Genomic DNA, 23,237 nt, shown 5'->3' with positions numbered 1-23,237 from the left:
CAATCACCCCCAGCCCCCAGCCCCCAGCCCCCAGCCCCCAGCAACAGACTAGATTCCAGTAAGAACCCCTAAGCGTGTAAAGGAGTAGATGAATCGCAAGCACAAGCGTTTGATCGTCGTCGGCGACCGCGTTCTCGTGAAAGCCGAGGATGGCGACCAGCGATCCAAAGTCGGGCTGTATCTGCCGCCCACGGCCATCGACAACCAGGCCGTGCAGGGGGGAGAGATCGTCTCCACCGGCCCCGGTCTCGCGCTGCCGGAGCTCACCGACCAGGGCGAAGAGCCGTGGCGGATCTCCGGCGGCTCCGGTCGGGAAGCGCGTTTCGTGCCCATGCAGGCGCAAATCGGTGACTACGCGCTCTTCTTCAGGAAAGCCGCTGTCGAAATCACGTTCGAAAACGAGCAATATCTCGTGGTGCCGCAGGCGGCGATTCTCGCCCTCGTGCGCGAACCGCGTGAAGACATTCCGGAATACTAGGAGATCGACCCATGATGTATCCTGAGTACATGCTCCAGCCCATGCGCGAAGAACTCACGCGCCTCGGCGTGCAGGAACTGCGCACGGCCGACGCCGTGGACGCGCTCCTGCAGGAACACAAAGGCACGGCGCTCGTGGTGGTGAATTCCGTGTGTGGCTGTGCGGCGCGCAACGCGCGTCCCGCCATTGCCATGGCGCTGGCCAACGGCACGACGCCGAACGTGTCCACGACCGTATTCGCCGGGCAGGATCGTGAAGCCACCGACCGCGCGCGGTCGTACTTCACGGGCTACGCGCCCAGCTCCCCGTCGATCGCGCTGTTCAAGGACGGCGACGTCGTGTTCATGCTGGAGCGCTACCAGATCGAAGGACGCAGCGCGCAGGAAATCGCGACCGACCTCGCCGGTGCGTTCGATCAGTACTGCGCGGCGTAATGCGCGATCCGAACGACGGCACCGCCGCCGCGTTGGCGCGTGCCGTTGTCGGACAGTTCGCCATCGAACGCGAGATCGGACGCGGTGGGATGGGCGTGGTGTATCTCGCGCGCGATGAGCAGTTGCATCGCGCCGTCGCGATCAAGACGTTGCCGCCGCACCTGTCGTACGATCCTCAGGTGCGGGCGCGCTTCCTGCGCGAGGCACGCACCGCGGCGGCGCTCTCGCACCCCAATATCGTACCCGTCTTCTCCGCCGCCGAGCGCGACGCCGTCGTGTATTTCGCGATGGGCTACGTCGAGGGTGAGTCGCTCGCCGACCGGCTCGCTCGTGATGGACCGATGCCGGCCGCCGCGATCGTGCCCATCATTCGGCAGCTTGCTTCCGCGCTGGGCTACGCCCACGAACAGGGGGTCGTGCATCGCGATGTAAAAGCGGAGAACATTCTGCTCGATGCGCATGGTCGCGTCATGGTGACCGACTTCGGCATCGCACGCGTCACCGAAGCGCAGCCGCTCACGGCCACTGGGACCGTACTGGGAACCGTGCAGTACATGAGCCCTGAGCAGGTGTCGGGTGAGCCGTTGGATGGGCGCAGTGACCTCTACGCGATCGGCGTGCTGATGTTCTTCGCGGTCAGCGGTCGGTTTCCGTTTGAGCGTCCCAGCGCGTCGGCGGTGCTGGTGGCCCATGTCATCGCTCCGGCCCCGCGATTGCGGGACCTCGTGCCGGACGTCCCGTCGCCTTTCGACGATCTGGTGGCCACGCTGCTCGCCAAGTCGCCCGACCAGCGGTTGTCGTCGGCGCGCGATCTGCTCACGGCGCTGGCATTCATGTCGAGTGCCGTGGAGGGTGGCGTTGACAGTCGTACGCTGGCCCGCGCGCCGGTCGTTCCGCTGGCATTTCCTTCGCCGCTGTCGAGCGCCGACGCCCAGCAGGTGTGGGCGCGCGCGGCCGAGTTACAGGCCAACACCGGGGCGATGGTGCCGCCGGCGCACTTCGAGCCCAGTCCGGCGAGTGAGACACGGGGGTACACATCCGCCGTGGTGAGAGAAGCGGCGGTGGACGCCGGTATCGATGCGAAGTACGTCGAGCGTGCGCTTGTCGAACGGGCGGCTGCTGGTATCGGGCCGGTGCAGGTGCCGGTGCAGCGCGGCGACACGATGACGCGACGTCCGAACGTCTTTCTTGGGGCGCGCACAAAGCTCGAGCTCTCGGCGTCGTTCGACGGCGAATTGCACGGCGACGGCTTCGAGGAAGTTGCCGACGAAATCCGCCTCGCGCTGGGCGAGATGGTGACCGTGAGCGCGGTGGGGCGCACCCTCACGGTTACGACCGGCATGCCGACCAATCGGCAGGGCGGAATGCCGCGTTTCATTCAAGTGCATCTCGCCTCGCGCAACGGACGGACGACAGTGCGAGCGTTTGAGGATATGACGCAGCTGGCCGGCGGACTGTTCGGCGGATTGGGGGCAGGGCTTGGGGTTGGCGGCGGCGCGATGATGGCGGGAATTCTCGCCCAGGTCGCTGCGGTCGGGCCGGCGCTCGCCGTGGCGGCGGCCGCGGGCACGCTGCTGGCGGCGTTCAGCGCGGCGAGGTTTTTCTTCAAGCGAACCGCGAGCAGCCGACAAGACGAGCTCGAGCAGCTGGTTCGGCGGGTGATTGCGCGGGTGAGGGAGAGCCGCGGGTCGGTGTAAGGCGTCTGACGCACGGGTGCCTCATGTTTGTAGGGCAATCGTCCCTGTTGCGTTCGCACCGCGAAAACGCGGCTTGCGTGCAACGTATTTCCGAGCCTGGCGAAGGCGAACGTCATGACGCGTCGAAGCCTTGTACTACTGAGTAATACAAAATGAAGGCTTCTTAATGCGGCAATATGTTGTTGAGAATCGCTTTACATGTACTCGCGTTCACATTATGCTAGGGTTTGCCGTTCTTTTTACGCGACCATTTCAGTCTCCAACGCGGTGACGAGTCCGTCACACTGCTGGCGCGGCGATTGCTCACCAGTGGGCTGTGCGGCGAATCGCTGCCATATACCTCGAAAGGGCAGGATCGTCAGATTATTGCCCATTTCCCAACCCGGAGTGGAAATGATGTCGACCGTCAAGAACAACCTGCGCCGCTTTGTCCGTGAAGAAGAAGGCGCCTCACTGGCCGAGTACGCGCTGCTGCTCGGCGTCATCACCGTGGCCCTGATCACCGTGATCACGTCGTTCCGCAACTCGATCTCCAATATTTTCCAGAAGACCACGAACACGCTGAATTCCGCCGGCTCCTGAGCCGTGGGGCGGACCGGCGTGGTCTTGTCCCGGCGGTCTTCACGGTGCCGAGCCCTTTGCGCCTTCACCCTCACTAGGATTTGACCATGCGGAAGGTCACGAACATCGCCCGCCGGTTCCTTCGCGAAGACGAAGGCGCCTCGTTGGCTGAGTACGCGCTGCTGTTGGGTGTAATCACGGTCGCGTTGATCACCGTCGTCACCCAGTTCAAGGATTCGATCGCGAACATCTTCAGCAAGACGACGAACACGCTCAACTCCGCAGGGTCCTGATCCTCGTGCGACGTCGGTCTCTCCGTCGCCTGAACGCGCACACTTTCGCGCGGGAAGACGACGCTGCGTCGTTGGCCGAGTATGCCTTGCTGCTCGGCGTGGTAGCGGTGGCGCTCCTTGTTGTGCTGTCGCAGTTCTCGGGGGCCGTGTCGAACCTGTTTGCGCGGACTACGAACAGTTTCTCCCAGGTCAGTGCGGATGCCGGAGCGTCGGGTGGCGCCGGCGGTGGCGGCCAAGGAACGGGCACTGGAACCGGCACTGGAACCGGCGGAAACGGCGGCAGTCGGGGCAACAACGGCAACGCCAATTCCGGAAACAACGGCAGCAATAGTAAGCCGTAGGGTCGTTCCAAAAATGAACGTTGCATCATGATATCACCGACCTCAGTCGTCCTGTTGTCCTTCGCGCTGTTGGGGACGTTGCTGGCGGGCGCCGTCGTCAGTGATCTCCGTGCGCGCCGCGTCTCCAACGCGTTGAATCTTGGCGTATTGGTGGCGGGGGTTGTCGTTTCGGTGTTCACGCTTGGTGTTGCCGACGGTGCGCGACAGGTGCTGTCGGGCGTGGGCGTAGCGCTGCTGATCTGGTTCCCGATGTTCGCGTTGCGACTGATGGGCGCCGGCGATGTGAAATTGATGACGGCCAGCGCGGCGTGGCTGGGGTGGCAAGGCACGTTGGTCGCGTCGCTCGCGACCGGCATTTTTGGTGGTCTGCTTGGAGCCTTCTGGCTACTGCGGTCGCACGGCGCCGTCAGCGCGCTCCACACCATGGCAACGGCCGTTCGCGCGCCGTGGATTATGAAGTTGCGCCCATATGAAGCGCGTGATCGTGTACCATACGCCCTCGCCATCGCGGCCGGTGTCGCCACGGCCTGGTGGATCACCGTTGGTTCTGCTCTCCGGACGGCTCACCCATGATGCATGCTCTTCGTCGGTTTGTACGGGAGCGCGCCGCGGGACCTCTCGTGGAATTCGCGGTGGTGGTTCCGGTATTGCTGCTCATGCTGTTCGGGATCGTGGACTTCGCGCGGGCGTTTTTTCAACGCAACAACCTCGTGGCGGCGGTGCGTGAAGGTGCGCGCAACGCAGCGGTTCTCGAGTTCCCATGCGATGCGGCCAGCACCACAGCGATCAAGGCACGCGTAAAGAGCTATTTCTCGTCAGTGGGCGATACGGCACCGACCGATGCTCAGATTGCGGTTTCGCCGCTGCCCGCAAACGCGTGCGGTACCAATAGCATTGAGACGATTACGGTACGGATTCAAAACTACCCCTTCACGCCGGTCACTCCGCTCTTCACGCTGCTGGGTGGCAATCGAAGTATCCAATTGAACGCAAGCGCCGTCTATCGGTGGGAACGTGCCCCGTGAGTGGTGTCCTGCGGGGCACCGTCTGTCGTATACCTCTTGTCGTGACCACCTATGTTCGGTGACCGTCGCTATCGCTTCGTGCTGTATGTCGCCCTGCTCGTTGCTGGTTTGGCAACGCTCGGGGTGTATCGCGTCATTGACGGAATGCGCGCCAGCAGCCGCGTGGCCACCCAAAACGTCGTCATTGCCTCGGCCGACGTCCCAGAAGGCACTGCCCTGAGCCTCGCGACGCTGGCCGTCGTTCAGTTGCCGGTCGCTGCCGTACCGGCCGGCTCGTACACGTCGCCCGACTCGGTGGTCGGACGCGTCTCGCGCATCCCGATCTTCAAGGGCGAAGCGATCGTGCCGGGACGGCTCGCCCCCGACGGCACCGCCGGCGGCATCGAAGTGAAGATTCTCCCCGGCAAGCGCGCCATGTCGGTGCGCATCGACGACGTGGCCGGTATCGCCGGTATGGTGCAGCCCAACTCGCGCGTCGATGTCATGCTCACCACGCGTGACGGGACCGCACAGGGTGCGCAGGTCTCCAAGCTTTTCATGAGCAACATGCGCATCCTGTCGGTCGGTTCGCAGGTCGCGCGGGGCGAAGATGGTCGTCCAATCAACGCGCCCACCGCCACGCTCGAAGTCACGCCGTCCGAAGCCGAGCGTCTCGCGCTGGCGGTTCGGGAAGGCGCGATCCAGCTCGTGTTGCGCGGCTACGGCGATCCCGACTCGGTGCAGACCACCGGGGCCAAGCGCGGCGACCTCCTCACGCAGGTCGATAACGGTCCACCGCCAGCGCCGGCACCGGCGCCCGTGCCAGCGCGGAGCTTCCGCGCACCCACGCGACCGGCGCCGGTCGCCACGGTGCCGATCCCGGAAAAGACCGACTCGGTGGTGGTGCGCGTATATCGCGGCGACCAACTGTCGTCGATCAAGTTCGAACAGGCGCGAGACAGCGCGCGCCGCGATTCGCTCCGTCGCGCGGAACAGCGTAAGCGCGATTCCATCCCGCCGTCGCCGTTTCGCTGAGTGACGCGCGACCTGTCTATTGCCCCGTCATTTCGATTTCGCATTTCTGGAGACTTTATGCGTGCTTTGAACACAGCGTCCAGGCATACGGCCCACACGTCGATCGCCCGGCAAGCCATCGCTGTCGTGGTGCTCGTGGTCGGTTCGGTCACGTCACCGGTTGCTCACACGCCCCTGGCCGCGCAAGCAGTGCCCGCGGTGACGCCGATCGAGACAATCACGATGTCGGTGGGTCGCTCTCTGCCGCTCGACCTGCCCGCCGCCGTAACGCAGGTCACGCTCGCCAATCCGGCCATCGCCGACGTGGTGGTGCTCAACGAGCGTAGCGTCGTGCTGAACGCCAAGGCGGTCGGTGAAACCGACGTGTTGCTTTCCGGACCGGCCCTCGGCCGACGCCATCTACGCGTGTCGGTGTTCCAGGCTACCGACTCCCGGCAGATAGCCCTCGGTGTGAAGTTCGCCGAAGTTCGGCGTGATGCGCTGTACGAGCTCGGTATCTCCGGCCGCTACGACGGGAAGAACGGGAGCACCGTCGCCGGCAGCGGCGTGCTGGCGCCCACGGCGGCGGGCGACGGCATCGCCGGATCGTCATCCACGCGCTTTGTCGGCGCGCTCCTCAACTTCGGCACCACCGACATCACAGCATTTCTCGACGCGCAGCAGCAGGCTGGTCGTGCGCGCTCGTTGGCCGAGCCCACGCTTATCGCGGGCAATCGCGAAGAAGCCAGCTTCTTGGCCGGTGGTGAGTTACCGATACCGATCGCGCAGCCGCAGCCAGGGGGGCAGACCCTCATCACGATCCAGTACCGCCCGTACGGGGTGCAGCTCAAGTTCCGCGCCGAAGTCATGTCGGATTCGCTCGTGAAACTCAAGGTCACGCCGGAAGTGTCCAGTCTCGACTTCGGCAACGCTCTCCTGCTCTCGGGTTTCCGTATTCCGGCCATCCGGGTGCGCCGCGTGGAGACCACGCTCGATGTTCGCCCCGGCGAAAGCCTCGTGATTTCGGGCCTGTTCAACGAAGAGCGGGAGTCGGTGCGTACCGGAATTCCGGGCCTCATGAATCTCCCCATTCTCGGCGCGCTGTTCTCCAGCAATCGCTGGCAGAATTCCGAGTCGGAGCTGTTGGTGGTGGTCACGCCCACGCTGCTGAATCCGAATGCCGTGCGCGGCCCGCGCACGATCAAACTGACGCCGGACAGCCTCACGCCGGCCCTCGAGGCGCTTAAGAAGCGTCTCCCGCCGCAGTGATGCCGGGTTCCTTGTTCTCCCGGTTGTCCTGATGCGTCGTGCGGTCATCGTTCGTGACTCGCTCGGTCCCCTGACATCGCTGGTCCCCGTTTTTACGGGGGCCGGCTTTGGTAAGCCGATCGAGGTGGAAAGCGTCGAAGCGCTAGTCACCACGACGCAGGATGTCAGCGCCGATCTGATCGTCCTGCCGCTGCTCACGTCAAGCAGTGCGGCGCTCGACGAGGTCGAGACGCTGTTGCGCGATCGCCCGTCGATCGCGGCGATCGGCACCGCGCCGACCGCGAGCAGTGACCTGATTCTTGCGGGCTTTCGCCGTGGCCTTTCCGAATTTCTCGTCGTGCCCGCCGATTCCGCGGAACTGGCAGCGGCGCTGGCGCGTCTCGAGTCGCGCTGGCAACGCGCGCCCAAGGGCGGACACGTGACGGCGGTGTACAGTCCTGCTGGCGGCGCCGGCGTGACCACCGTGGCAGTGAACCTGGCCCACGCGCTCGCCCTGCGAAAGCCGGCCGGACGCGTGGCGGTCGCCGACCTCGTGGTCGGCCTCGGCGACGTTGCCACGCAGCTCAATCTCGCGCCCACCTACGATCTCGGTGAACTCGTGCGCAAGCTCGATCGCGCCGATCACGAGTCGCTGCAGTCGATCGTCGAGAACGTGGCCGACGGCATGGATGTGTTGGCGGGCACCAGCGATCTCGAACTTGGTGAAGAGGTCACGGCGGACGCGGTACAGCGCATCATGACGCTGATGCGCTCCACGTACACGTATACCGTGATGGATGTCGAACACACCGTCTCACCACGAACGATCGCGGCGCTCGACGGGGCCGATCGCATTGTGATGGTCTTTCAGGTTACCGTTGCCGGACTGCGCAAAGTGAAGCGCGCCCTCGCGCTGTTCGGCCAACTCGACTTCCCGTCGGAGAAGGTGGTGCTGGTGGCGAATCGCGTGGGCGCCGGCGACGTCATGTCGTGGCCCGATGTGGTCAAGGCCCTCGGACGGCCGGTCGATTTCCGCTTGCCGAACGCGTACCAGGTGGTGGCCGATGCGCAGACGCGTGGCGTGCCGATCACCGCCAACGCGGCCGGTCCCGGCGCGCAGGCCCTGATCGAAGCGTACCATTTGCTGGCCGTGCGTTTGATGGGACAGAAGGGATTCGTGTCGGGCAGCAGCGAGGTATTGCCGATCGCCCGCGCCGGGTTCGGGCGACTACTCGGAAAATTGAGGAAGTGACCGTGGAACGCTCGTTACGCGATCGACTCCTCGGCAAAAAACCAGCCTCCGGCGCAGGCCCGGCCGGCAACGCCGAGGCCAATGGCGTGGCGCCGATCGAGACGGTGATCGATCCGTTGCAAGGGCTGCCGCAGCCCGAAGCAAAGAAGGAAATGGACAACGGCGTGCTGTCGCCGGTCGACCTGCTCAAGCGCGACCTGCACCAGAAGCTCATCGACCGGCTCGATTTGGCCGCCCTCGAAAAAATTCGCGACGAAGCAGCGCTCGCGCAGCAGATTCGCGCGGCGGTACTCGAATTCTTGCGCATCGAGCAGGCACCGCTGTCGGCGGCCGAGCGCGATGAAGTCGTCGAACAGATCGTCTGGGAGGTCACCGGACTCGGTCCAATCGAGCCGCTCACGCGCGATCCGACGGTGTCCGACATTCTGGTGAACGGCCCGAAGTCGGTGTACGTGGAGCGCCGCGGCCGCCTCGAAAAAACCGGCATCACGTTCCGCGACAATGCGCACCTGCTCACAATCATCGACCGCATCGTGAGCAAGGTTGGTCGTCGTGTGGACGAGTCGTCGCCGATGGTCGATGCGCGTCTTGCCGACGGCTCACGTGTCAATGCGATCATTCCGCCACTCGCGATCGATGGCCCCGTGCTTTCGATTCGACGCTTTGGTGCGTCGATTGGTCCGCGTCGTCTGGTGGAACTGGGCGCCATGTCACCGCCCATGCTGCGTTTGCTCGCGGCGTGTGTGGTGGCCCGTCTGAACGTGTTGGTGTCGGGTGGTACCGGCGCCGGCAAGACCACGATTTTGAATGCGCTGTCCAGCTTCATTCCCGGCTCGGAGCGTCTGGTCACCATCGAAGACGCGGCCGAATTACGACTGCAGCAGGCGCATGTGGTCCGTCTCGAGACACGGCCGCCGAACACCGAAGGCCGCGGTGAAGTGAGCGCTCGCGATCTCGTGAAAAATGCGCTGCGTATGCGTCCCGATCGCATTATCATCGGCGAAGTGCGCTCCGGTGAGGCGCTCGACATGCTGCAGGCCATGAACACCGGCCACGAAGGGTCGCTCACCACGGTGCACGCCAACACGCCGCGCGACGCGCTTGCGCGCCTTGAAACGATGGTGCTGTTCGCCGGCACGGCGCTGCCGACGCGCGCCATTCGCGAGCAGATGGCATCCGCCCTGCACGTGATCGTGCAGGTGTCGCGCATGTCCGACGGGACGCGTCGCATCACGAGCATCACGGAAGTGACCTCGATGGAAGGCGACGTGATCACGACCCAGGAAATATTCCGCTATCGTCGGCGTGGCGTGGCCGATGATGGTACCGTCCTCGGCAATTTTGAGGCGACCGGTGTGCGCCCGTTGTTCATGGAAGCGATCATGGCCCGCGGCATCGACTTGCCTGCGGAAACGTTTGCCTTCGGCTCCGTCAGTCACGCCGGGCCTGGCGCGCTCGGACTGCTCGGCGAGGGCGGAGGGTCGGCATGACTGCGCTCGTTCTGACGCTGGTGTTTCTCGGAGCCATGTTGCTGGTGGTCGGCGGCTTCGTGTTCGCCAACCGTCGGCGGTTGTCGGCGGCCGATGCGGCGCGCGTGCGCGTGGGCGAAGTCGGCGGCGTATTGCGTAGCGACGTCCCCATTTCGATTCTTCGCGACGAGCGCGTCTCCGATTTCAAGACGCTCAACGAGCTGATGTCGGGCCGAAACATCACGGTGAAGCTGGAGAAGCAGCTGGCCCACGCTGGGTCGCGGCAGAAGCCCGGCGAGTTCGTGCTCTTCACGTTGCTCTCCGCCATGGTCGGACTCACCGTCGTGCAGTTCCTGGTGGGTGGCGTTGTGAACTTTGTCGGGGCATTCTTTTTTGCGTTCGTCCCGTGGCTGCTGCTGCGTCGGCGACAGCGCAAGCGGATGAAGCAGTTCGAAATCGCCTTTCCCGATGCGCTCGATCTGATGACGAATGCGCTGCGGGCCGGGTACTCGTTGCAGGCGGCGATGGAGTTCGTCGGGCGCGAGTCGCCGGCGCCGCTGCGCGGGGAGTTTCTGCGCTTCTATGACGAACAGCGACTGGGCGTCGACGTGCGCACGGCGCTGCTGGCCATGCAGGAGCGCATCGGCACCGAGGAAGCGCGCCTGTTCGTCACGTCGCTTATTCTGCAGCGCGAAACGGGCGGGAATCTCGTGGAGCTGCTGTCGAATATTTCGAACCTCATTCGTGAGCGGCTCAAGTTCCAGGGCAATCTGGAAACGCTCACCGCCGAACCCAAGATGTCGGCCCGTGTGCTGGCGGCGATGCCCTTCGTGATGTTCGGTATCATCTACACGATCAACCGGGAGTACATGCAGCCGTTGTTCACTGATACCCTCGGCAAGGCGCTGATCGTGTACGCGTTCGTGTCCGTGATCATCGGATATCTGATCATGGAACGGATCGCCAACGTGGACATGTAATGGCTGAGCTTCCGCTGTCGCTGCTCTTTCTCGTCGGCACGATCCTCGTGGCGGTGTGCACGATCGTCTACGTCGCGATCGCGGAACGCGAGCGCCGCGACACGATGCAGCGTGTATCGCCGGAAACCGATCCGGCTCGGCTGGCTGAGCGGTTGTTGCTGAACGAAGACGCCAAGGCGTCGTCGCGACTGGCGGCGTGGCTCCGTGAACGGATGCCCGAAGGGCTCATCTCCGACGAGGCCAGCTCCAGCAAGCTGGTGCATGCCGGATTCGATGGCACGGCGGCACCCGTGATTTTCTCGGCTATTCGCATTGCGTCCGCGCTGTTGATTCCTGTGCTCGCCTTCGTCGCTGCGCCGCGCGATAATTCGTGGTGGCTCACGATGTCGATCGTGATGGGCATCGTGGCTGGGGTGGCTGGACCGCAGGCTGTAGTGGATCGACTCGCGCAAAACCGTCAGGACCGGATTCGTCGCGCCGTGCCTGATGCACTCGATTTGTTGGTGGTATGCGTTGAAGCCGGTGTATCGCTTGATGCCGCGATCATTCGCGTGGCTCGTGATCTCGCCAACGTCCGTCCTGAGCTGGCGCTGGAGTTCGCCCAGGTCGTGCGGCGGGTGAATGCCGGTATGCCGCGCGAGCGTGCTTTGCAGACGCTGGCGGCGCGAACCGGCGTGGATGAGCTGCGCACGCTGGTGTCGAGCATGGTGCAGACGGAGCGGCTGGGTACGTCGATCGCGCGGGTGCTGCGCGTGAATGCGGAGTCGCTACGGGTGCGCCGCCGACAGAAGGCTGAGAAGAAGGCAGCCGAGGCCGCTCTCAAGATGATCTTTCCGCTGGCGCTGTTTCTGTTGCCCGCGCTGCTGGCCGTGATCGTGGGACCGGCGGCCCTCACCGTCGTGAGCCAGCTCGGTAATTTGAGTAAGTAGACCGGCATCCAATGGGGCCGTATGTGCGTCGTGACTTTCCGCGAGGAGGCGGGCTATGCGTCGGAAGCAGCGAGTGGGTATGGGTCGGCCGCGTCGCGGCGCGACGCTCGTGTTCGTGGCCGTGTTTGCGGTGGCGCTCGTGGCGATGGCGGCCTTCGTGATCGACTTGAGCCGGTTGTACGTGGGCACGAACGAATTGCAGACGGGTGCTGATGCGGCGGCGCTGCGCGGCGCGCTGCAACTACAGTACGACCCGGCGCAAAGCCCCGCCTCCGTTACCACGTCATTTGCCACGTCGAATCAGGCATTGAATCAACCGGTGACGCTCGCTGGCGCCGACGTAACACCAGTATTCTGGAATCCCGCCGGAAGCCCTAAGGCCACGATTCTCAATGCGTGGACGAACGCCAACGCCGTGCAAGTATCGGCGTCGCGCAACACGGGCCTCTTGTTCGGAAAACTGCTGAGCGAGGTGAGTCCTACGCCGCAGCGCAAGTCAATTGCGTGGGTCGCGAATATCACCCGCGTAGCGTGTCCCACACCGTGGGGGTTTCCGTTGATCTCGCTCAACGAACATTTGTATCCGAGCGGGGGCAGCGTCAATTACGCTGTCACGCCCACTATCTACGCCGATCTCGACTCGGTACTGAAATCGACCAATGGTCCACAGTCGCTCACGATGATTTTCTGGCCGCCGTCGCACCTCGAAAATGGCAGCACTAAGCAGATTCCCAAGCAGATCGGCACCGACTCCGCGTTCTACGCACTTGCGTCGAGCATCAACGAGTACGCCGATCAGATTGCGGCGCCGAAGAGCAAGTGCTTCAACTCGATCATCGAGATCGACCAGTCCGAGGCGTCCGGCGTGTTCCCAGGCCAGGGTACTGGCTCGGTGCAGAAGAAGACGGTCAACGGCGTGCAGGGTGATGGCCCTGCAAACAAACTTCCCGGTCTGTGCGAAACCGCCGGACTCCCCAGCAACCGCGCGGACTGCTGGCCAAAAGGTACGACACTCTTCACGGGGCAGACGCCCGGGGTCACCGTCACGGTCGCGTGGGTCGGAGCGATCGCGGGATCGAACGTACCGGTGCGTACCATCGGAGGCTTCCGCATTATGTGCGTTTACCGCAGCGCTGGCGGTGGAGCTGGCGGCGGTAACGGCAAGGGTAACGGCGGCAACGGTAGTGGTGGTGGTGGCGAGCGGTGCGAGTGGCTCGACGGCACGAACAATGGATTCTTCACGTCACGAGGCGTGAGTACGCCGTACGATGAGGGTACGATCGTCGGGTATCCGGTCACGACGTACCCGGGACTCGGAAACGGTGTCGTGCTCGGTAACGCCCCGTCGCTGGCGCAACGTCTCATACTCGTTCGCTGATCTCACTTATGCGCTACTCCCTCGCGCCGGGCGCCGCTGCCCTCGCGTTCGTCGCACTCTGTGCGTCGAGCGCTCGTGCGCAGGGACTCGATCCCACACCGGCCTCGCAGTGCGGCGAACGCGTCGTCACGGTGCAGCCCGATAGTGCGGTTGCCGATTCGCGAGTGTTGATCCGTTTCGCGGCCGGTCTCGCGTCCGACACCGACGATGCGTTCCTCGCGCGCGCCCTCGGCACATTGGTGGCCGAGCGTATTCGTCAGACGCTCTCGCTCGATGTGCGATCGCGCGGTTTCAGTGGTGGATCGGGCAGTGCCAGCGCCGCGAGCGCGGTGGCCGAGGGTCGCGTTCTGGGCGTGCGTTACGTGTTGGTCGGCACCGTGCAGCGACGCGATGATCGGTCCGTCATAGACTGGCGGTTAGTCGATGCACGCTCGGGCAAGCAAACGTCGAGCGGTACGGCGAGTGAGCCGGTGGGCGCCGTGGACAGTCTCGTCAATGCGATGACGTCAGTCATGACGCGCGCCCTCGGGCGGACCGCCAGCAGACCCGCAGCGCGCGATCGACTCCATTCACGCTCGCCCAGCGCCATCCTGTCGTTCCTGCGTGGACTGGCCGAAGCCGAGGCGTTCGATCGTGCCCGGTTGCAGAGCGCCGCCCGTGCCCTGCAGCGTGCCATCGAGCTCGATCGGTCCTTCATCGCGGCCCGCTATCGGCTGGCCGAACTGAGTGTGCGCCAGCTGGACTGGGTCGAGCATGGCGACCGCGCGCGTGCACTGCTCGTGCAAACAGGACTCTGGTCCATCGGCGCCGTGCTGCTCAAGGAGCCGTACGACCCGCCGGCGCTGGCGCTCATGGGGAGACTGTATCTGCACAAGGGCACGCCTGCGTTGGCGCAACCGATCGTGGCGTCGCTCCGCACCTTGGCGCCCGACGATCCGGCCACGGTGGAACTGGATGCCCGTGTGGCGCGCGCCCTCGGTCATGATGAAGACGCACTAAACATTGTGCGAGCGTCGGCCTCGGCCACGGAGCGAAGTATCGACGCGTTGATGGTGCGTGCCGATCTCGAGCGACGCGTGGGCGATCGCGTCGTGGCATGCCGCGTGCTCAATCGCGCGATCTCGCTCGACGCCACCCATGCGCCGGCCTACGTGTGGCGCGCGATCGTACGCAGCACCCTCGGCGAGTTGCGCGAGGGATGGGGTGACGCCGAAGTGGCGTCGCGTCTGGGACGTGCCGACTGGGGCGAACTCACCGGAGCGTTGATCGATGTGGCGGTACGTGACACCGTTCGGGCGCGCACGCGGGTGAAGCCGCTCATGACGCCCTCCAGTCTCGACTCCGCCGGCTGGCTCGACCTGGTGCTCCGGGCCGCGGTGGCCAATAGTCTCACCACGCCCGCGGCCGCCCAGCAAGCGATTCTTCGCATCTCCTGCCGAGACCCGCGTCGGATTGGCTTGTCCAATGAACCGTTGTTGCGCTACCTGCGACTGCCTTCCAACTGCGTCGGCGGGATCGCGGCTATCCGTCGAGACGGATCCAGCGGATAATCTCACGGATGGACGGGCGCTTGCCGTACATGAGCAACGCGGTGCGATAGAGACGGCCAGCCGCGACCATCGCGCCGATGGCAAGCAGCGACAGCAGGCCGATCGAGACCACGAGTTCCGAGGCCGGTACGGCCACCAACCCGAGTCGCAATGGCATGATGATCGGCGAGGAGAACGGCACCAGCGACAGCGTGCGGGCGATCGGACCGTCGGGGTCGGCGAGGGCCGGCTGCAACAGCGCGACACTCCCCACCAACAACATCAGCACTGGTGTCTGCGCCTGCTGCGCTTCCTGTTCGGAGCTGACAATGCTGCCCACGGCGGCGAAAAGCGCGGCATACAACACGTATCCCAGCAGGAAGTACGCGAACAGGGGAATCATGTCCGTTACTGACACCGACGGCAGTGTCATGCTGGACGACGCCACGCCGAGTGCGGACAGGATACGCCCGCGGTTCGCCATGAGTGCGACCATCGACGCGGTCCAGAACCCGAGTTGCACGAGGGCGACGCCACCGATACCGAGCACCTTACCCGACAGCAGGATGCGCGGTGAGACGCTGGCCAGCACCAGTTCCGAGACGCGCGACTGTTTCTCTTCAGTCACGCTGCGCAGCACGATCTGTCCGTACAGCACGATCACGATGTACAGCAGCACGGCCACGCCGGCGCCGAAGATCAGATTGACCTGCGCCGATCCCGTACGGCCATCGCGCATCACGCGCTCCACCTTGAGCGCCACTCGCACCTGTGCCAGCCTCAGCGCCGACTCGGCGTCGAGACCGGCCGCCGCGACGCGCTGTCGTAGCAACTCGCGTTCGATGGCGTTTTGCAGTCGCTCCGAGGTCGAAATCGGTGCGCTGCTCGATAGGAGCACCGACACGGCGCCCGACTCGATCGAGGTGGCGTCGAGATAGGCGACGCCGGGCAATCGGTCGGCCGCGATGTCGATGCGTAGAGAGTCGACGGTGTGCGTGGCCTCGGCCGCGCTCGTCGTGATCACCTTGGGTGTCGGTGCGGTGCCCATGAGACCACCGGCGAGTTCCGTCGCGATGCCAGCACCAGCCTGTTTCCCGGTGGCGTCTACGATCACGATGGTGGACAGGTCGACCGACCGCGCTGAACGATACGCGAGCCAAGGCGGCCCCAAGGTGAGGGCGGCGAACAGGAATGGACCGAAGAGCGTGGTGAGCAGGAACCAGCGTGAGCGCACGCGCTCGCTGAATTCGCGTCCGATGACGGCGTAGAGCTTACCCATTGCCACTGAGCCCCGCCTCGACGCCCGTCGCGCCCACGCGTTCAAGGAAGATCCGATGCAACGACGCTTCGGAGCGATCGAATTTCACGATCTCGACCTCGTGGGCCACCAACTGGCCGAGCAACTGCTGCGTCGTCACGCCCGCTGCGAGGTCGATCTCGACCCGTTGTCCCTGATCGTCCATGCCGATCACCAGTGCTGTGTTTTCGAGCACCGGGCGGGCGCGATCGCGTCCGTCGCCGGCGAACTCGATGCTGACTCGTCCCGGACCGCCGTATTGTTTCTTCAAGGCACTCAGCGCACCGTCGGCTACGACTTCACCGCGCGCGATGATGGCCACGGCGTCGCACATGCGTTCGGCGTTGTCCATGAGGTGCGTGCTGAATATCACGGTGCGGCCTTCGCGCCGCAGATCGAGTACCGTGTCCTTGAGGACTTGGGCATTGACCGGATCGAGACCGCTGAAGGGCTCGTCGAGAATGACGAGTTCGGGATTGTGCAGCATGGTGCCCACGAACTGCACCTTCTGTTGCATGCCGCGAGAGAGGTCTTCCACCTTGGCATTGCCCCAATCCTGCGTGGCGGTGCGAAGGCCCATGCGATCGAGCCAGAGGTCAATCCGCTTGTCGGCTTCCTTGGTGGGCAGCCCTTTCAGCCGTCCAAGGAAGCGCAGAACGCGACGGACCTCCATCTTGCGGTAGAGGCCACGCTCTTCCGGCAGGTATCCGACGCGATCGGAGACGGCGGGGTCGCCGGCGGGCCGCCCAAGTACCTCGATGTGTCCCGTGTCGGGCACCATGAGGTTGAGAATCATCCGGATAGTCGTCGTCTTCCCGGCCCCGTTGGGGCCAAGTAATCCGTACACCGTACCCGTAGGCACCGTCAGCGACACGTCACGCACGGCGACGTGATTGGCGTAGGCCTTTCGAACGTGGTCCACGCGAATGGCAACAGATGAATAAGTCACCCGAACAAACTAATACCGGCGCGGACATTGCCGAGCTCAGCCATAAAAATGGTGTTGGCTGGGACGTCGCGCTCTGTGTTCTGGTGGCAGTGGTGGCGGCGCTGCTGATGCCGCTCGACGACGCTGACCTGCCGATGCACCTGCGCACCGGCGCCTGGATTCTCGATCACGGGCGCCTGCCGTTGACGGAGCCATTTGCCTGGACGCGAGCGGGCGCGCCCTTTTTCGCCTACTCGTGGCTGCCCGAGGTGGCCTATGAGGGGGCGCAACGCCGGTTGGGGCTACGCGGGGTCTCGGTAGTGCACGCGGTGGCCGTCGCGGGCGCCGTAGTGGCCGTGTGGGATCTGGCGCGCGCGGCGCGGTGGTCATTATGGGCCACGAGACTGATGCTGTCGGTGCACGTGATACTGTGGCTCCTGGTACAACCGGCCACCCGTCCGCAGCTGGTGCTGGCGATCGCGGTGCCGATGGCGTGGGCGGCGGCCATACGGATGCGAGACGCGGCGCCGGCGAATGGTTCGGTGCTCGGGGGCGGGATCCTCACGTTTGCGGCCGCGGTGCTGGCGGTGAATTCCCACCTGTTGTTTCCGCTCACGATCGTGCCGGTGGTGGTGCTTCTCGCGGCCGCTCCTGTGAGCGCGCGTGCGGTGGCCGCGTTTGTGGGGGCGACGGTGGTGGGCTGGCTCTGCACGCCGTATGCGTGGCATCTGGTCGATATTTTACGACTCAATCTCGGCCCGAATGCGCTGTTGGGAGCGGCGTCGCCGATCATGGAGCTCGAACCGGGGTTCGGCTTTTTGCTCACGGCGGCCGTGGGCACCAAGCTGGTGGCGGGCGGACTGATGGTGTTGCCGCTGCTGCCGTTTTACGCGCAGTTGTCGCAACGGGAGCGATGGTGGTTGGGGCTCGCCTGGCTGGCGGGGCTCGGGCTCTTCGGACTGGCGATACGCGGATTGTTGCTCTGGTGGCTGCTGGCGATGCCGGTGGTGGCGATGGCCTTGGCCCGCGTTCCGTTGCCTACGCTGATGGCGACGAAGCGCGCGGTCGTGGGCGCGTGGGTGGTGGCGGTCCTCGCGCCGATCGCGCACGCGCTGAAGGCGCGGGAGTTGCTCGCGGACACCGAGGGACTACCGCACCCGGAGGCGATCGCGTTGGCGCCGGCGGTGCGCTGGTTGACGTGTGCGACGGACGGCGTGAACGCGGATAGTGTTCACGTGGATAGCCTGCCGCGCGGCACCACGGTGTTCGACGACGGGAGTTATCTCGTGTGGCGTGTGCCCGGCGTGTCGTGGTCGATGGATGGACGCGCCATTTTCCCGGACTCGGTGGCGAAGCCTGAGGCGGGTCAGCAGCTCCGATACGGTGCGGTGCTGAGTCCTCCGTGGAAGCACGGCGATATTGCGCTTCTCCCCGCCCGGCATGCCTCCGCGGTGGCACTCGATGCCGATCCCATGTGGCGTGCGGTACCGACCGATAGCGTCGCGGGCGCCACGCGCATGCGATTATGGGTACGACGGGCGTGGCTGGAGCGTCATCCTCCCGGGCGTCCCTGCGAAGCGAGGCCGGCCGCTCTGTCGCTTTCAATGGCAACGGACAAATCGTGAACGATAGAGCCGTGTCAGACATCGAGCAGTCGGAGATCGAGCTCTCAGTGGTGATGCCGTGCTTGAATGAGGCGGAGACGCTGGCCGTTTGCATCCGGAAGGCGCGGTCGTTTTTGCACGACCGCGGTGTGGTCGGTGAGGTCGTGGTCGCCGACAATGGAAGTACTGATGGCTCGCCGGCGATCGCGACGCAGGAAGGCGCGCGCGTGGTCCATGTGCCGGTGCGCGGCTACGGGGCTGCGTTGCAGGCTGGAATCAGCGGCGCGCATGGACGTTTCGTGATCATGGGCGACGCCGACGACAGCTATGATTTTTCGCGACTCGAGGCGTTCGTCGAGGCCTTGCGCGACGGACACGATCTGGTGATGGGCAATCGATTCCGTGGAGGCATTGCACCGGGGGCCATGCCGTTTCTGCATCGCTACCTCGGCAACCCGGTGCTCACCACCATCGGTCGCCTGTTCTTCGACAGTCCGGCGCGAGACTTTCACTGCGGACTGCGCGGCTTCGGTCGCGAAGCGATTCTCTCGCTCGATCTACGTACCACGGGTATGGAGTACGCCAGCGAAATGGTGGTGAAAGCCTCACTGGGTGACCTGCGCGTGACGGAAGTACCGACCACGCTGTCACGCGATGGGCGGAGTCGCCCGCCGCACTTGCGCACGTGGCGCGACGGCTGGCGGCACCTTCGGTTCTTGCTGTTGTACAGCCCGCGGTTTCTGTTTCTCTATCCGGGGGCGGCGCTGTTGTTGGTGTCGGCGGCGGTGTTCGCGTGGTTGTTGCCCGGGCCCGTGGTGTTCCGCGGATTTGGGCTCGATGTACACACGCTGCTCTTCGCGTCGGCGGGAATTCAGCTGGGACTGCTGTCGATGTACTTCTGGTGGTTCGCCCGCACGTTCACCACGTCCGTTGGCCTGCTGCCTGTATCGGCTCGGGTGTCTGGTCTGCAGCGGCTCCTTACCCTCGAAAGAGGGTTGATTGTCGGAGGCGCGGTGTTCAGCGTTGGGCTGTGGCTTGCGGTCGAAGCGGTGTTCTCGTGGAAAGCCAAGAACTTCGGGGAGCTCGACTACCAGGTCACGCTGCGCGTGGTCATCCCGGCCGTGACGGCGCTGGTGAGCGGTACGTTGATTGCGCTCGGGAGTTTTCTGGTCAGCCTGCTCACGCTCGGACGCCGATAGTACGTCGCCGTCGGCGCTACGTCGTGCTGCTCACACGAGTCGGTACCGCCCGCAGTCCGGACGCACCCTGTTCCGACGCAGTGTTGCCACCGACTTCCTCGTGGTACTCGGCGTCTTCATTCACACTCCACGCGTCATGCAGTGCACGCCCAGCCACAATGTTCTCAGCCGTCAGTAGCGCCGTCATCATGGCGTGATCCTGATTGTTGTACTTGTGCATCCCGTTGCGACCCACGAGATGCAAGTTGGGGTATCGCTGGGCGAGTTCGTCACGAATCGTCTGCACATGCGTCGCGTAGGCGTCGTCGTACACCGGATACGCCTTCCGCTGCCGCACCACGCAGCCCTCGAGCACGTCGGCCCGATCGGCCAGGCCGAGTTTCACCAGCTCCTCCGACGCACGTTCGATCAAGGCCGCATCGGTCGACGTCCACAGTCCGTCGCCTTCGAAACAGAAGTACTCGAGTCCATAGCAGGTGAGCGACGGGTCGGGCACCATCTCGGGCGACCACGACTTGAAGTTCTGAATGCGGCCCACCTTCACGCTCGAGTCGTGCACGTAAATCCAATTGTCGGCGAACCGCTGGCGCTCTGTCAGCACCAGCGCCACGGTGAGAAAGTCACGATAGCCAAGCTGCTTCGCGGCCGTTGTCACCGCCGTAGACGGGGCCGGCGATAGTGATTGGGCGATCTCGCGCAGTGGGGCCGACGAGATCACATGGTCGGCCGAGAGCTCTTGCCGATCGCCGCCGGCACTGGTGTGACCGACTGTCCACTGGCGAGTGGCTTCCTCGTAGCGTAGGTCAACCACGGTACGGCCCAGCGTGACCGCGCCGCCCTGGTCGCGCACGGCGCGTGCGCAAGCGTCCCACAACATACCCGGGCCGAGGCGCGGGTAGCGGAAGGTGCTGATCAGACTCTTGATGGTTCCGCCGTTTCCCTTGCCGAAGCCGGCGGGTTTGAGCGCCGACACCACCGCGGAGAACAGGGACACGCCTTTGATGCGCTGCGCGGCCCAGTCGGCAGAAATATCAGTGCAGCTCATCCCCCATACTTTCTCCGTGTACGTCTTGAAGAAGATCCGGTAGAGACGCGAGCCGAACTCGTTGGTCACCCACTGCTCGAAGCTGCGCGGGTTGCGAATGGGCCGCAGACGGGCGTAGGCGTACGACAGCACGCAGCGGATCGACTCCCAGACGCCTAGGTCGAAAAGGGCCCGCATGGGCTTCAGCGGATAGGCGAAGAAATGCCCGTTGTACAAAATCCGGCTGGAACGGGGACGCTCGAGGAAGTCGTTGGGGAGCATCTCCCGCCACAGCGCTTCGATGCGTTCCGATTTCGAGAAGAAGCGGTGCCCGCCAATGTCGAAGTGGAAGCCCTTGAAATGCACGGTCCGCGAAATGCCGCCCACGTATTGCGGGTCACTTTCCAGCACAGTGACCGGGAATCCAAGCTTGCTGAGGTGGTAGGCCGCCGACAGACCAGCGGGACCGGCACCGATAACAATTGTAGAAGGCGGCATGGGGCGGGGCGAATAATAGCGTGCTTGCTGTATGTCTTAGCATTAATGTATCGACCTTATGTTGACGACGCACTCGCCTGTCCCTGAGACACACCTCGGCCGCGTCATGCGGCGCGTTGCGGCGTACGCGATTCTCGTGGCCTCGTTTCTGCTCCTGCGTCCGTATATCGGAATCGTTCATGATGCGCGCCTGTATGTAGGCTACGCCATGGCGTCCATCGATCCGAGCGGCATTGGACAGGATATCCTGTTTCTTCATGATGGGCAGTCGGTCTTTTCGATCTATCCGAGGGTGTTGAAAGCGCTCGTGCTCTGGATCGGGCCCTCTCGCGCAGCAATGGCATCAGCTTTCGTCGGACTCTCGCTCTGGCTTGCGGCTTTCCTCGTGTTCGCTCGGCAAGTGTTTGGACCGCTGTCGTCGACTAAGCACTTTCTGGCGGCGTGTGCTCTATCACTTGCGGTACCGTCTTACTACGGCGGCACAACGGTACTTCGCTTCGCCGAGCCTTTCGCCACGCCACGAGCCTTTGCGGAAGCAATGTCCCTGATCTCACTCGCGTGGATGAGTGAGCGGCGGCGCCTACCAGCGGTATTCGCGTTATTGGTGGGCTTGTTGGTCCATCCGCTCATGACGCTACCAGCTATGGGCGTCGCGATTTGGATCGCTGTTCAATCTCGGCGTATGCGTCAAATCCTCATCGCCATTGGCATCTGCGGTTCGATTGTACTGTGCGCGATACCTCTATTGGGTTCACCAGCAGGTATCCTATCCGCGCGCTTTGACATCGAGTGGTTGCGGATACTGAATGAAAAGTATTCACTGGTATTCTTGCGTCACTGGCACTCGCTTGATTTCGCCAGGATTCTACTTCACCTCGCGACGATCGCACTGGCGTGGAGTACGTTGACGCTCGAAGCCAAAGCCGTAGTCGGCGGCGTGCTAATTATGTCGTTGGGCGGGGCATTGCTCTCGTTGATCGGCGCCGATCTCGTTTCGAGTGTTTTGATTACGCAGGGACAGGCATGGCGCGGACTGTGGCTGCTCGCGATAGTCGCGAGCATGCTTCTCGCAAAGCTTACGTACGATACCTTTTCTGCACGGCAAAAGAGCGATCTTGACCTGCGAGATGCCAGGCGGATCGCCGCAGTATCCTTGTTGCTAGCGGCGTGGTTTGCTGTGAGGGTCGGCTCGGCAGCGTGGGTTCTTGCTGGCCTTGCCGTGTTCTTAGGTCAAGCGCATCGTTTCGCTCCCTCGCTGACGCTTCCCAAACGCGGTGAGTTGGTGATCGTAGCCATATCAATTGCCGTTGCCGTAAGTGTGACGGCGATTGAATGTGGGGTCGTCGGCTCGCTCGTGTTGTCCTCGCCGGAGCCGAACACGATGCTCGTCTGGCAGACCGCCGTGCTCTCCGGAGTGCCGGCGCTGGCTGTGATCGTTTGGGCGATAGGCGCGATGCGAACCACAGCGGACCGTTGGTCATTGAGCGCAGTGACAGTAGTGTCGGCGGCGTCCCTCGCGGCAGCCGTATTGCTGTTCGACTCCCGCCAACCATACCAAAGATTTGTTGAACACTCACTCGACCAAGCATTGCTAGAGCACCATCCGAATGGACGCCAGCCGATCGCGTGGAGCGGCGGGGACCTTGAGCCATGGGCCATCGAAAGCGCACCCGCCTGGGGTAGCGTTCCGCAGGGCATAAGCGTTGTGTTCAGTCGAGACTTGGCATTCCTTTGGCGGGCGCGTTGGGATCTGCTCGACTCGGCGCAAATGCGCGCACCAACTGGAGCCGACAGTGCTGCGGACGCTTGGATCCCCCACGTCGACATTACTACTCTTCGCACACTGTGCTTCGCTATAGACCGACCGGGATCAATCGTAGTGCCTTCGCAGAGCTTTCAGGGATTTCCAGCCGAAGTACGTCGCCTCTCTGTTCCTCATTTCATTGCGCCGCGAAAATTCGGTGGTAGATGGGCGCGAGTCGACTCAGTGAGTCGGGTGGATTGCGCCCGAATAACGAAGCAGCAAATCGGTGCCCAGAACGGTGGCGCGGAAACCCTGATCCGTAAATCGGCTCGTTAG

General features: G+C 64.0%; 22 protein-coding genes. 19 read left to right on the top strand and 3 right to left on the bottom strand.

The window, feature by feature from the left end; genetic code table 11:
• The first annotated feature begins 88 nt into the window (after positions 1–88).
• The 16 genes from ACLL97_RS02560 (at position 89) to ACLL97_RS02485 (ending at position 14,628) form a co-directional block, all read left to right on the top strand.
• Positions 89–478 carry a co-chaperone GroES gene (locus tag ACLL97_RS02560; RefSeq protein ID WP_411278904.1) on the top strand — a complete coding sequence of 130 codons (390 nt, stop codon included), beginning with the start codon at positions 89–91 and terminating at the stop codon, positions 476–478.
• Positions 479–492: 14 nt separating this feature from the next.
• Positions 493–912 (top strand): BrxA/BrxB family bacilliredoxin, encoded by a 420-nt coding sequence (locus tag ACLL97_RS02555; protein ID WP_411278909.1) that lies wholly within the window; start codon positions 493–495, stop codon positions 910–912.
• Positions 912–2,609, top strand: a complete 1,698-nt coding sequence (locus ACLL97_RS02550; protein ID WP_411278903.1) for a serine/threonine-protein kinase — start codon at positions 912–914, stop codon at positions 2,607–2,609. The genes ACLL97_RS02555 and ACLL97_RS02550 overlap by 1 nt, the downstream gene beginning before the upstream one ends.
• A gap of 393 nt (positions 2,610–3,002) precedes the next feature.
• Positions 3,003–3,191 (top strand): Flp family type IVb pilin, encoded by a 189-nt coding sequence (locus tag ACLL97_RS02545; RefSeq protein ID WP_411278902.1) that lies wholly within the window; start codon positions 3,003–3,005, stop codon positions 3,189–3,191.
• An 86-nt stretch (positions 3,192–3,277) separates the two neighbouring features.
• Positions 3,278–3,463 carry a Flp family type IVb pilin gene (locus tag ACLL97_RS02540; RefSeq protein ID WP_411278901.1) on the top strand — a complete coding sequence of 62 codons (186 nt, stop codon included), beginning with the start codon at positions 3,278–3,280 and terminating at the stop codon, positions 3,461–3,463.
• 5 nt (positions 3,464–3,468) lie between these two features.
• The gene (locus ACLL97_RS02535) at positions 3,469–3,804 is read left to right on the top strand and encodes a hypothetical protein (protein WP_411278900.1); all 336 of its coding nucleotides are present in this window, start codon (positions 3,469–3,471) and stop codon (positions 3,802–3,804) included.
• A 27-nt stretch (positions 3,805–3,831) separates the two neighbouring features.
• On the top strand, positions 3,832–4,377 hold the full coding sequence (locus ACLL97_RS02530; protein WP_411278899.1) for a prepilin peptidase: 546 nt from the start codon (positions 3,832–3,834) through the stop codon (positions 4,375–4,377).
• Positions 4,374–4,829: a TadE/TadG family type IV pilus assembly protein gene (locus ACLL97_RS02525; protein WP_411278898.1), complete on the top strand. Its 456-nt coding sequence runs from the start codon at positions 4,374–4,376 to the stop codon at positions 4,827–4,829. Before ACLL97_RS02530 ends, ACLL97_RS02525 begins: the two co-directional genes overlap by 4 nt.
• A 51-nt stretch (positions 4,830–4,880) precedes the next feature.
• On the top strand, positions 4,881–5,843 hold the full coding sequence (gene cpaB, locus ACLL97_RS02520) for a Flp pilus assembly protein CpaB (protein ID WP_411278897.1): 963 nt from the start codon (positions 4,881–4,883) through the stop codon (positions 5,841–5,843).
• A gap of 57 nt (positions 5,844–5,900) precedes the next feature.
• Complete coding sequence (locus tag ACLL97_RS02515) at positions 5,901–7,091, top strand: type II and III secretion system protein family protein (RefSeq protein WP_411278896.1); 1,191 nt, start codon at positions 5,901–5,903, stop codon at positions 7,089–7,091.
• Positions 7,092–7,122: 31 nt separating this feature from the next.
• Positions 7,123–8,322 carry a CpaE family protein gene (locus tag ACLL97_RS02510; protein WP_411278895.1) on the top strand — a complete coding sequence of 400 codons (1,200 nt, stop codon included), beginning with the start codon at positions 7,123–7,125 and terminating at the stop codon, positions 8,320–8,322.
• Between the two features lie 152 nt (positions 8,323–8,474).
• Complete coding sequence (locus ACLL97_RS02505; RefSeq protein WP_411278908.1) at positions 8,475–9,812, top strand: CpaF family protein; 1,338 nt, start codon at positions 8,475–8,477, stop codon at positions 9,810–9,812.
• Positions 9,809–10,771 carry a type II secretion system F family protein gene (locus ACLL97_RS02500; protein ID WP_411278894.1) on the top strand — a complete coding sequence of 321 codons (963 nt, stop codon included), beginning with the start codon at positions 9,809–9,811 and terminating at the stop codon, positions 10,769–10,771. The genes ACLL97_RS02505 and ACLL97_RS02500 overlap by 4 nt, the downstream gene beginning before the upstream one ends.
• Entirely contained in the window at positions 10,771–11,700 is a 930-nt protein-coding gene (locus ACLL97_RS02495) for a type II secretion system F family protein (protein ID WP_411278893.1), read from the top strand. The genes ACLL97_RS02500 and ACLL97_RS02495 overlap by 1 nt, the downstream gene beginning before the upstream one ends.
• A gap of 55 nt (positions 11,701–11,755) precedes the next feature.
• Positions 11,756–13,078, top strand: a complete 1,323-nt coding sequence (locus tag ACLL97_RS02490) for a pilus assembly protein TadG-related protein (RefSeq protein WP_411278892.1) — start codon at positions 11,756–11,758, stop codon at positions 13,076–13,078.
• 8 nt (positions 13,079–13,086) lie between these two features.
• The gene (locus tag ACLL97_RS02485) at positions 13,087–14,628 is read left to right on the top strand and encodes a hypothetical protein (RefSeq protein WP_411278891.1); all 1,542 of its coding nucleotides are present in this window, start codon (positions 13,087–13,089) and stop codon (positions 14,626–14,628) included.
• Here the strand turns inward: ACLL97_RS02485 and ACLL97_RS02480 are convergent.
• Together ACLL97_RS02480 and ACLL97_RS02475 are read right to left on the bottom strand one after the other, a co-directional pair.
• Positions 14,600–15,886 (bottom strand): ABC transporter permease, encoded by a 1,287-nt coding sequence (locus tag ACLL97_RS02480; protein ID WP_411278907.1) that lies wholly within the window; start codon positions 15,884–15,886, stop codon positions 14,600–14,602. The genes ACLL97_RS02485 and ACLL97_RS02480 overlap by 29 nt on opposite strands.
• Positions 15,879–16,853, bottom strand: coding sequence for an ABC transporter ATP-binding protein (locus ACLL97_RS02475; protein ID WP_411278890.1), 975 nt, complete (start codon positions 16,851–16,853; stop codon positions 15,879–15,881). Before ACLL97_RS02475 ends, ACLL97_RS02480 begins: the two co-directional genes overlap by 8 nt.
• On the opposite strand from ACLL97_RS02475, the gene ACLL97_RS02470 reads away from it, so the two are divergent.
• Both ACLL97_RS02470 and ACLL97_RS02465 read left to right on the top strand, forming a co-directional pair.
• Positions 16,841–18,457 (top strand): hypothetical protein, encoded by a 1,617-nt coding sequence (locus tag ACLL97_RS02470; RefSeq protein WP_411278889.1) that lies wholly within the window; start codon positions 16,841–16,843, stop codon positions 18,455–18,457. The genes ACLL97_RS02475 and ACLL97_RS02470 overlap by 13 nt on opposite strands.
• A gap of 53 nt (positions 18,458–18,510) precedes the next feature.
• Positions 18,511–19,635, top strand: a complete 1,125-nt coding sequence (locus tag ACLL97_RS02465; RefSeq protein WP_411278906.1) for a glycosyltransferase family 2 protein — start codon at positions 18,511–18,513, stop codon at positions 19,633–19,635.
• A 16-nt stretch (positions 19,636–19,651) separates the two neighbouring features.
• On the opposite strand, the gene ACLL97_RS02460 is transcribed toward ACLL97_RS02465, so the two are convergent.
• Entirely contained in the window at positions 19,652–21,157 is a 1,506-nt protein-coding gene (locus tag ACLL97_RS02460; RefSeq protein WP_411278888.1) for an NAD(P)/FAD-dependent oxidoreductase, read from the bottom strand.
• Between the two features lie 136 nt (positions 21,158–21,293).
• On the opposite strand from ACLL97_RS02460, the gene ACLL97_RS02455 reads away from it, so the two are divergent.
• Positions 21,294–23,237: a hypothetical protein gene (locus ACLL97_RS02455; protein ID WP_411278887.1), complete on the top strand. Its 1,944-nt coding sequence runs from the start codon at positions 21,294–21,296 to the stop codon at positions 23,235–23,237.

It is taken from the genome of Gemmatimonas sp. (assembly GCF_046594945.1).
Taxonomy (GTDB): Bacteria; Gemmatimonadota; Gemmatimonadetes; order Gemmatimonadales; family Gemmatimonadaceae; genus Gemmatimonas.
Note: the sequence above shows the minus strand (reverse complement) of the source record. Positions and strands in the feature narration are given on the sequence as shown.

Bases quoted from the DNA above. Each gene is read 5' to 3' on its own strand.
- ACLL97_RS02470 (WP_411278889.1), top strand. From the start codon at position 16,841: ATGAATAAGTCACCCGAACAAACTAATACCGGCGCGGACATTGCCGAG.
- ACLL97_RS02545 (WP_411278902.1), top strand. From the start codon at position 3,003: ATGATGTCGACCGTCAAGAACAACCTGCGCCGCTTTGTCCGTGAAGAA.
- ACLL97_RS02525 (WP_411278898.1), top strand. From the start codon at position 4,374: ATGATGCATGCTCTTCGTCGGTTTGTACGGGAGCGCGCCGCGGGACCT.
- ACLL97_RS02515 (WP_411278896.1), top strand. From the start codon at position 5,901: ATGCGTGCTTTGAACACAGCGTCCAGGCATACGGCCCACACGTCGATC.
- ACLL97_RS02480 (WP_411278907.1), bottom strand. From the start codon at position 15,886: ATGGGTAAGCTCTACGCCGTCATCGGACGCGAATTCAGCGAGCGCGTG.
- ACLL97_RS02490 (WP_411278892.1), top strand. From the start codon at position 11,756: ATGCGTCGGAAGCAGCGAGTGGGTATGGGTCGGCCGCGTCGCGGCGCG.
- cpaB (WP_411278897.1), top strand. From the start codon at position 4,881: ATGTTCGGTGACCGTCGCTATCGCTTCGTGCTGTATGTCGCCCTGCTC.
- ACLL97_RS02495 (WP_411278893.1), top strand. From the start codon at position 10,771: ATGGCTGAGCTTCCGCTGTCGCTGCTCTTTCTCGTCGGCACGATCCTC.
- ACLL97_RS02510 (WP_411278895.1), top strand. From the start codon at position 7,123: ATGCGTCGTGCGGTCATCGTTCGTGACTCGCTCGGTCCCCTGACATCG.
- ACLL97_RS02560 (WP_411278904.1), top strand. From the start codon at position 89: ATGAATCGCAAGCACAAGCGTTTGATCGTCGTCGGCGACCGCGTTCTC.
- ACLL97_RS02460 (WP_411278888.1), bottom strand. From the start codon at position 21,157: ATGCCGCCTTCTACAATTGTTATCGGTGCCGGTCCCGCTGGTCTGTCG.
- ACLL97_RS02465 (WP_411278906.1), top strand. From the start codon at position 18,511: ATGCCGTGCTTGAATGAGGCGGAGACGCTGGCCGTTTGCATCCGGAAG.
- ACLL97_RS02530 (WP_411278899.1), top strand. From the start codon at position 3,832: ATGATATCACCGACCTCAGTCGTCCTGTTGTCCTTCGCGCTGTTGGGG.
- ACLL97_RS02505 (WP_411278908.1), top strand. From the start codon at position 8,475: ATGGACAACGGCGTGCTGTCGCCGGTCGACCTGCTCAAGCGCGACCTG.
- ACLL97_RS02485 (WP_411278891.1), top strand. From the start codon at position 13,087: ATGCGCTACTCCCTCGCGCCGGGCGCCGCTGCCCTCGCGTTCGTCGCA.
- ACLL97_RS02550 (WP_411278903.1), top strand. From the start codon at position 912: ATGCGCGATCCGAACGACGGCACCGCCGCCGCGTTGGCGCGTGCCGTT.
- ACLL97_RS02555 (WP_411278909.1), top strand. From the start codon at position 493: ATGTATCCTGAGTACATGCTCCAGCCCATGCGCGAAGAACTCACGCGC.
- ACLL97_RS02540 (WP_411278901.1), top strand. From the start codon at position 3,278: ATGCGGAAGGTCACGAACATCGCCCGCCGGTTCCTTCGCGAAGACGAA.
- ACLL97_RS02500 (WP_411278894.1), top strand. From the start codon at position 9,809: ATGACTGCGCTCGTTCTGACGCTGGTGTTTCTCGGAGCCATGTTGCTG.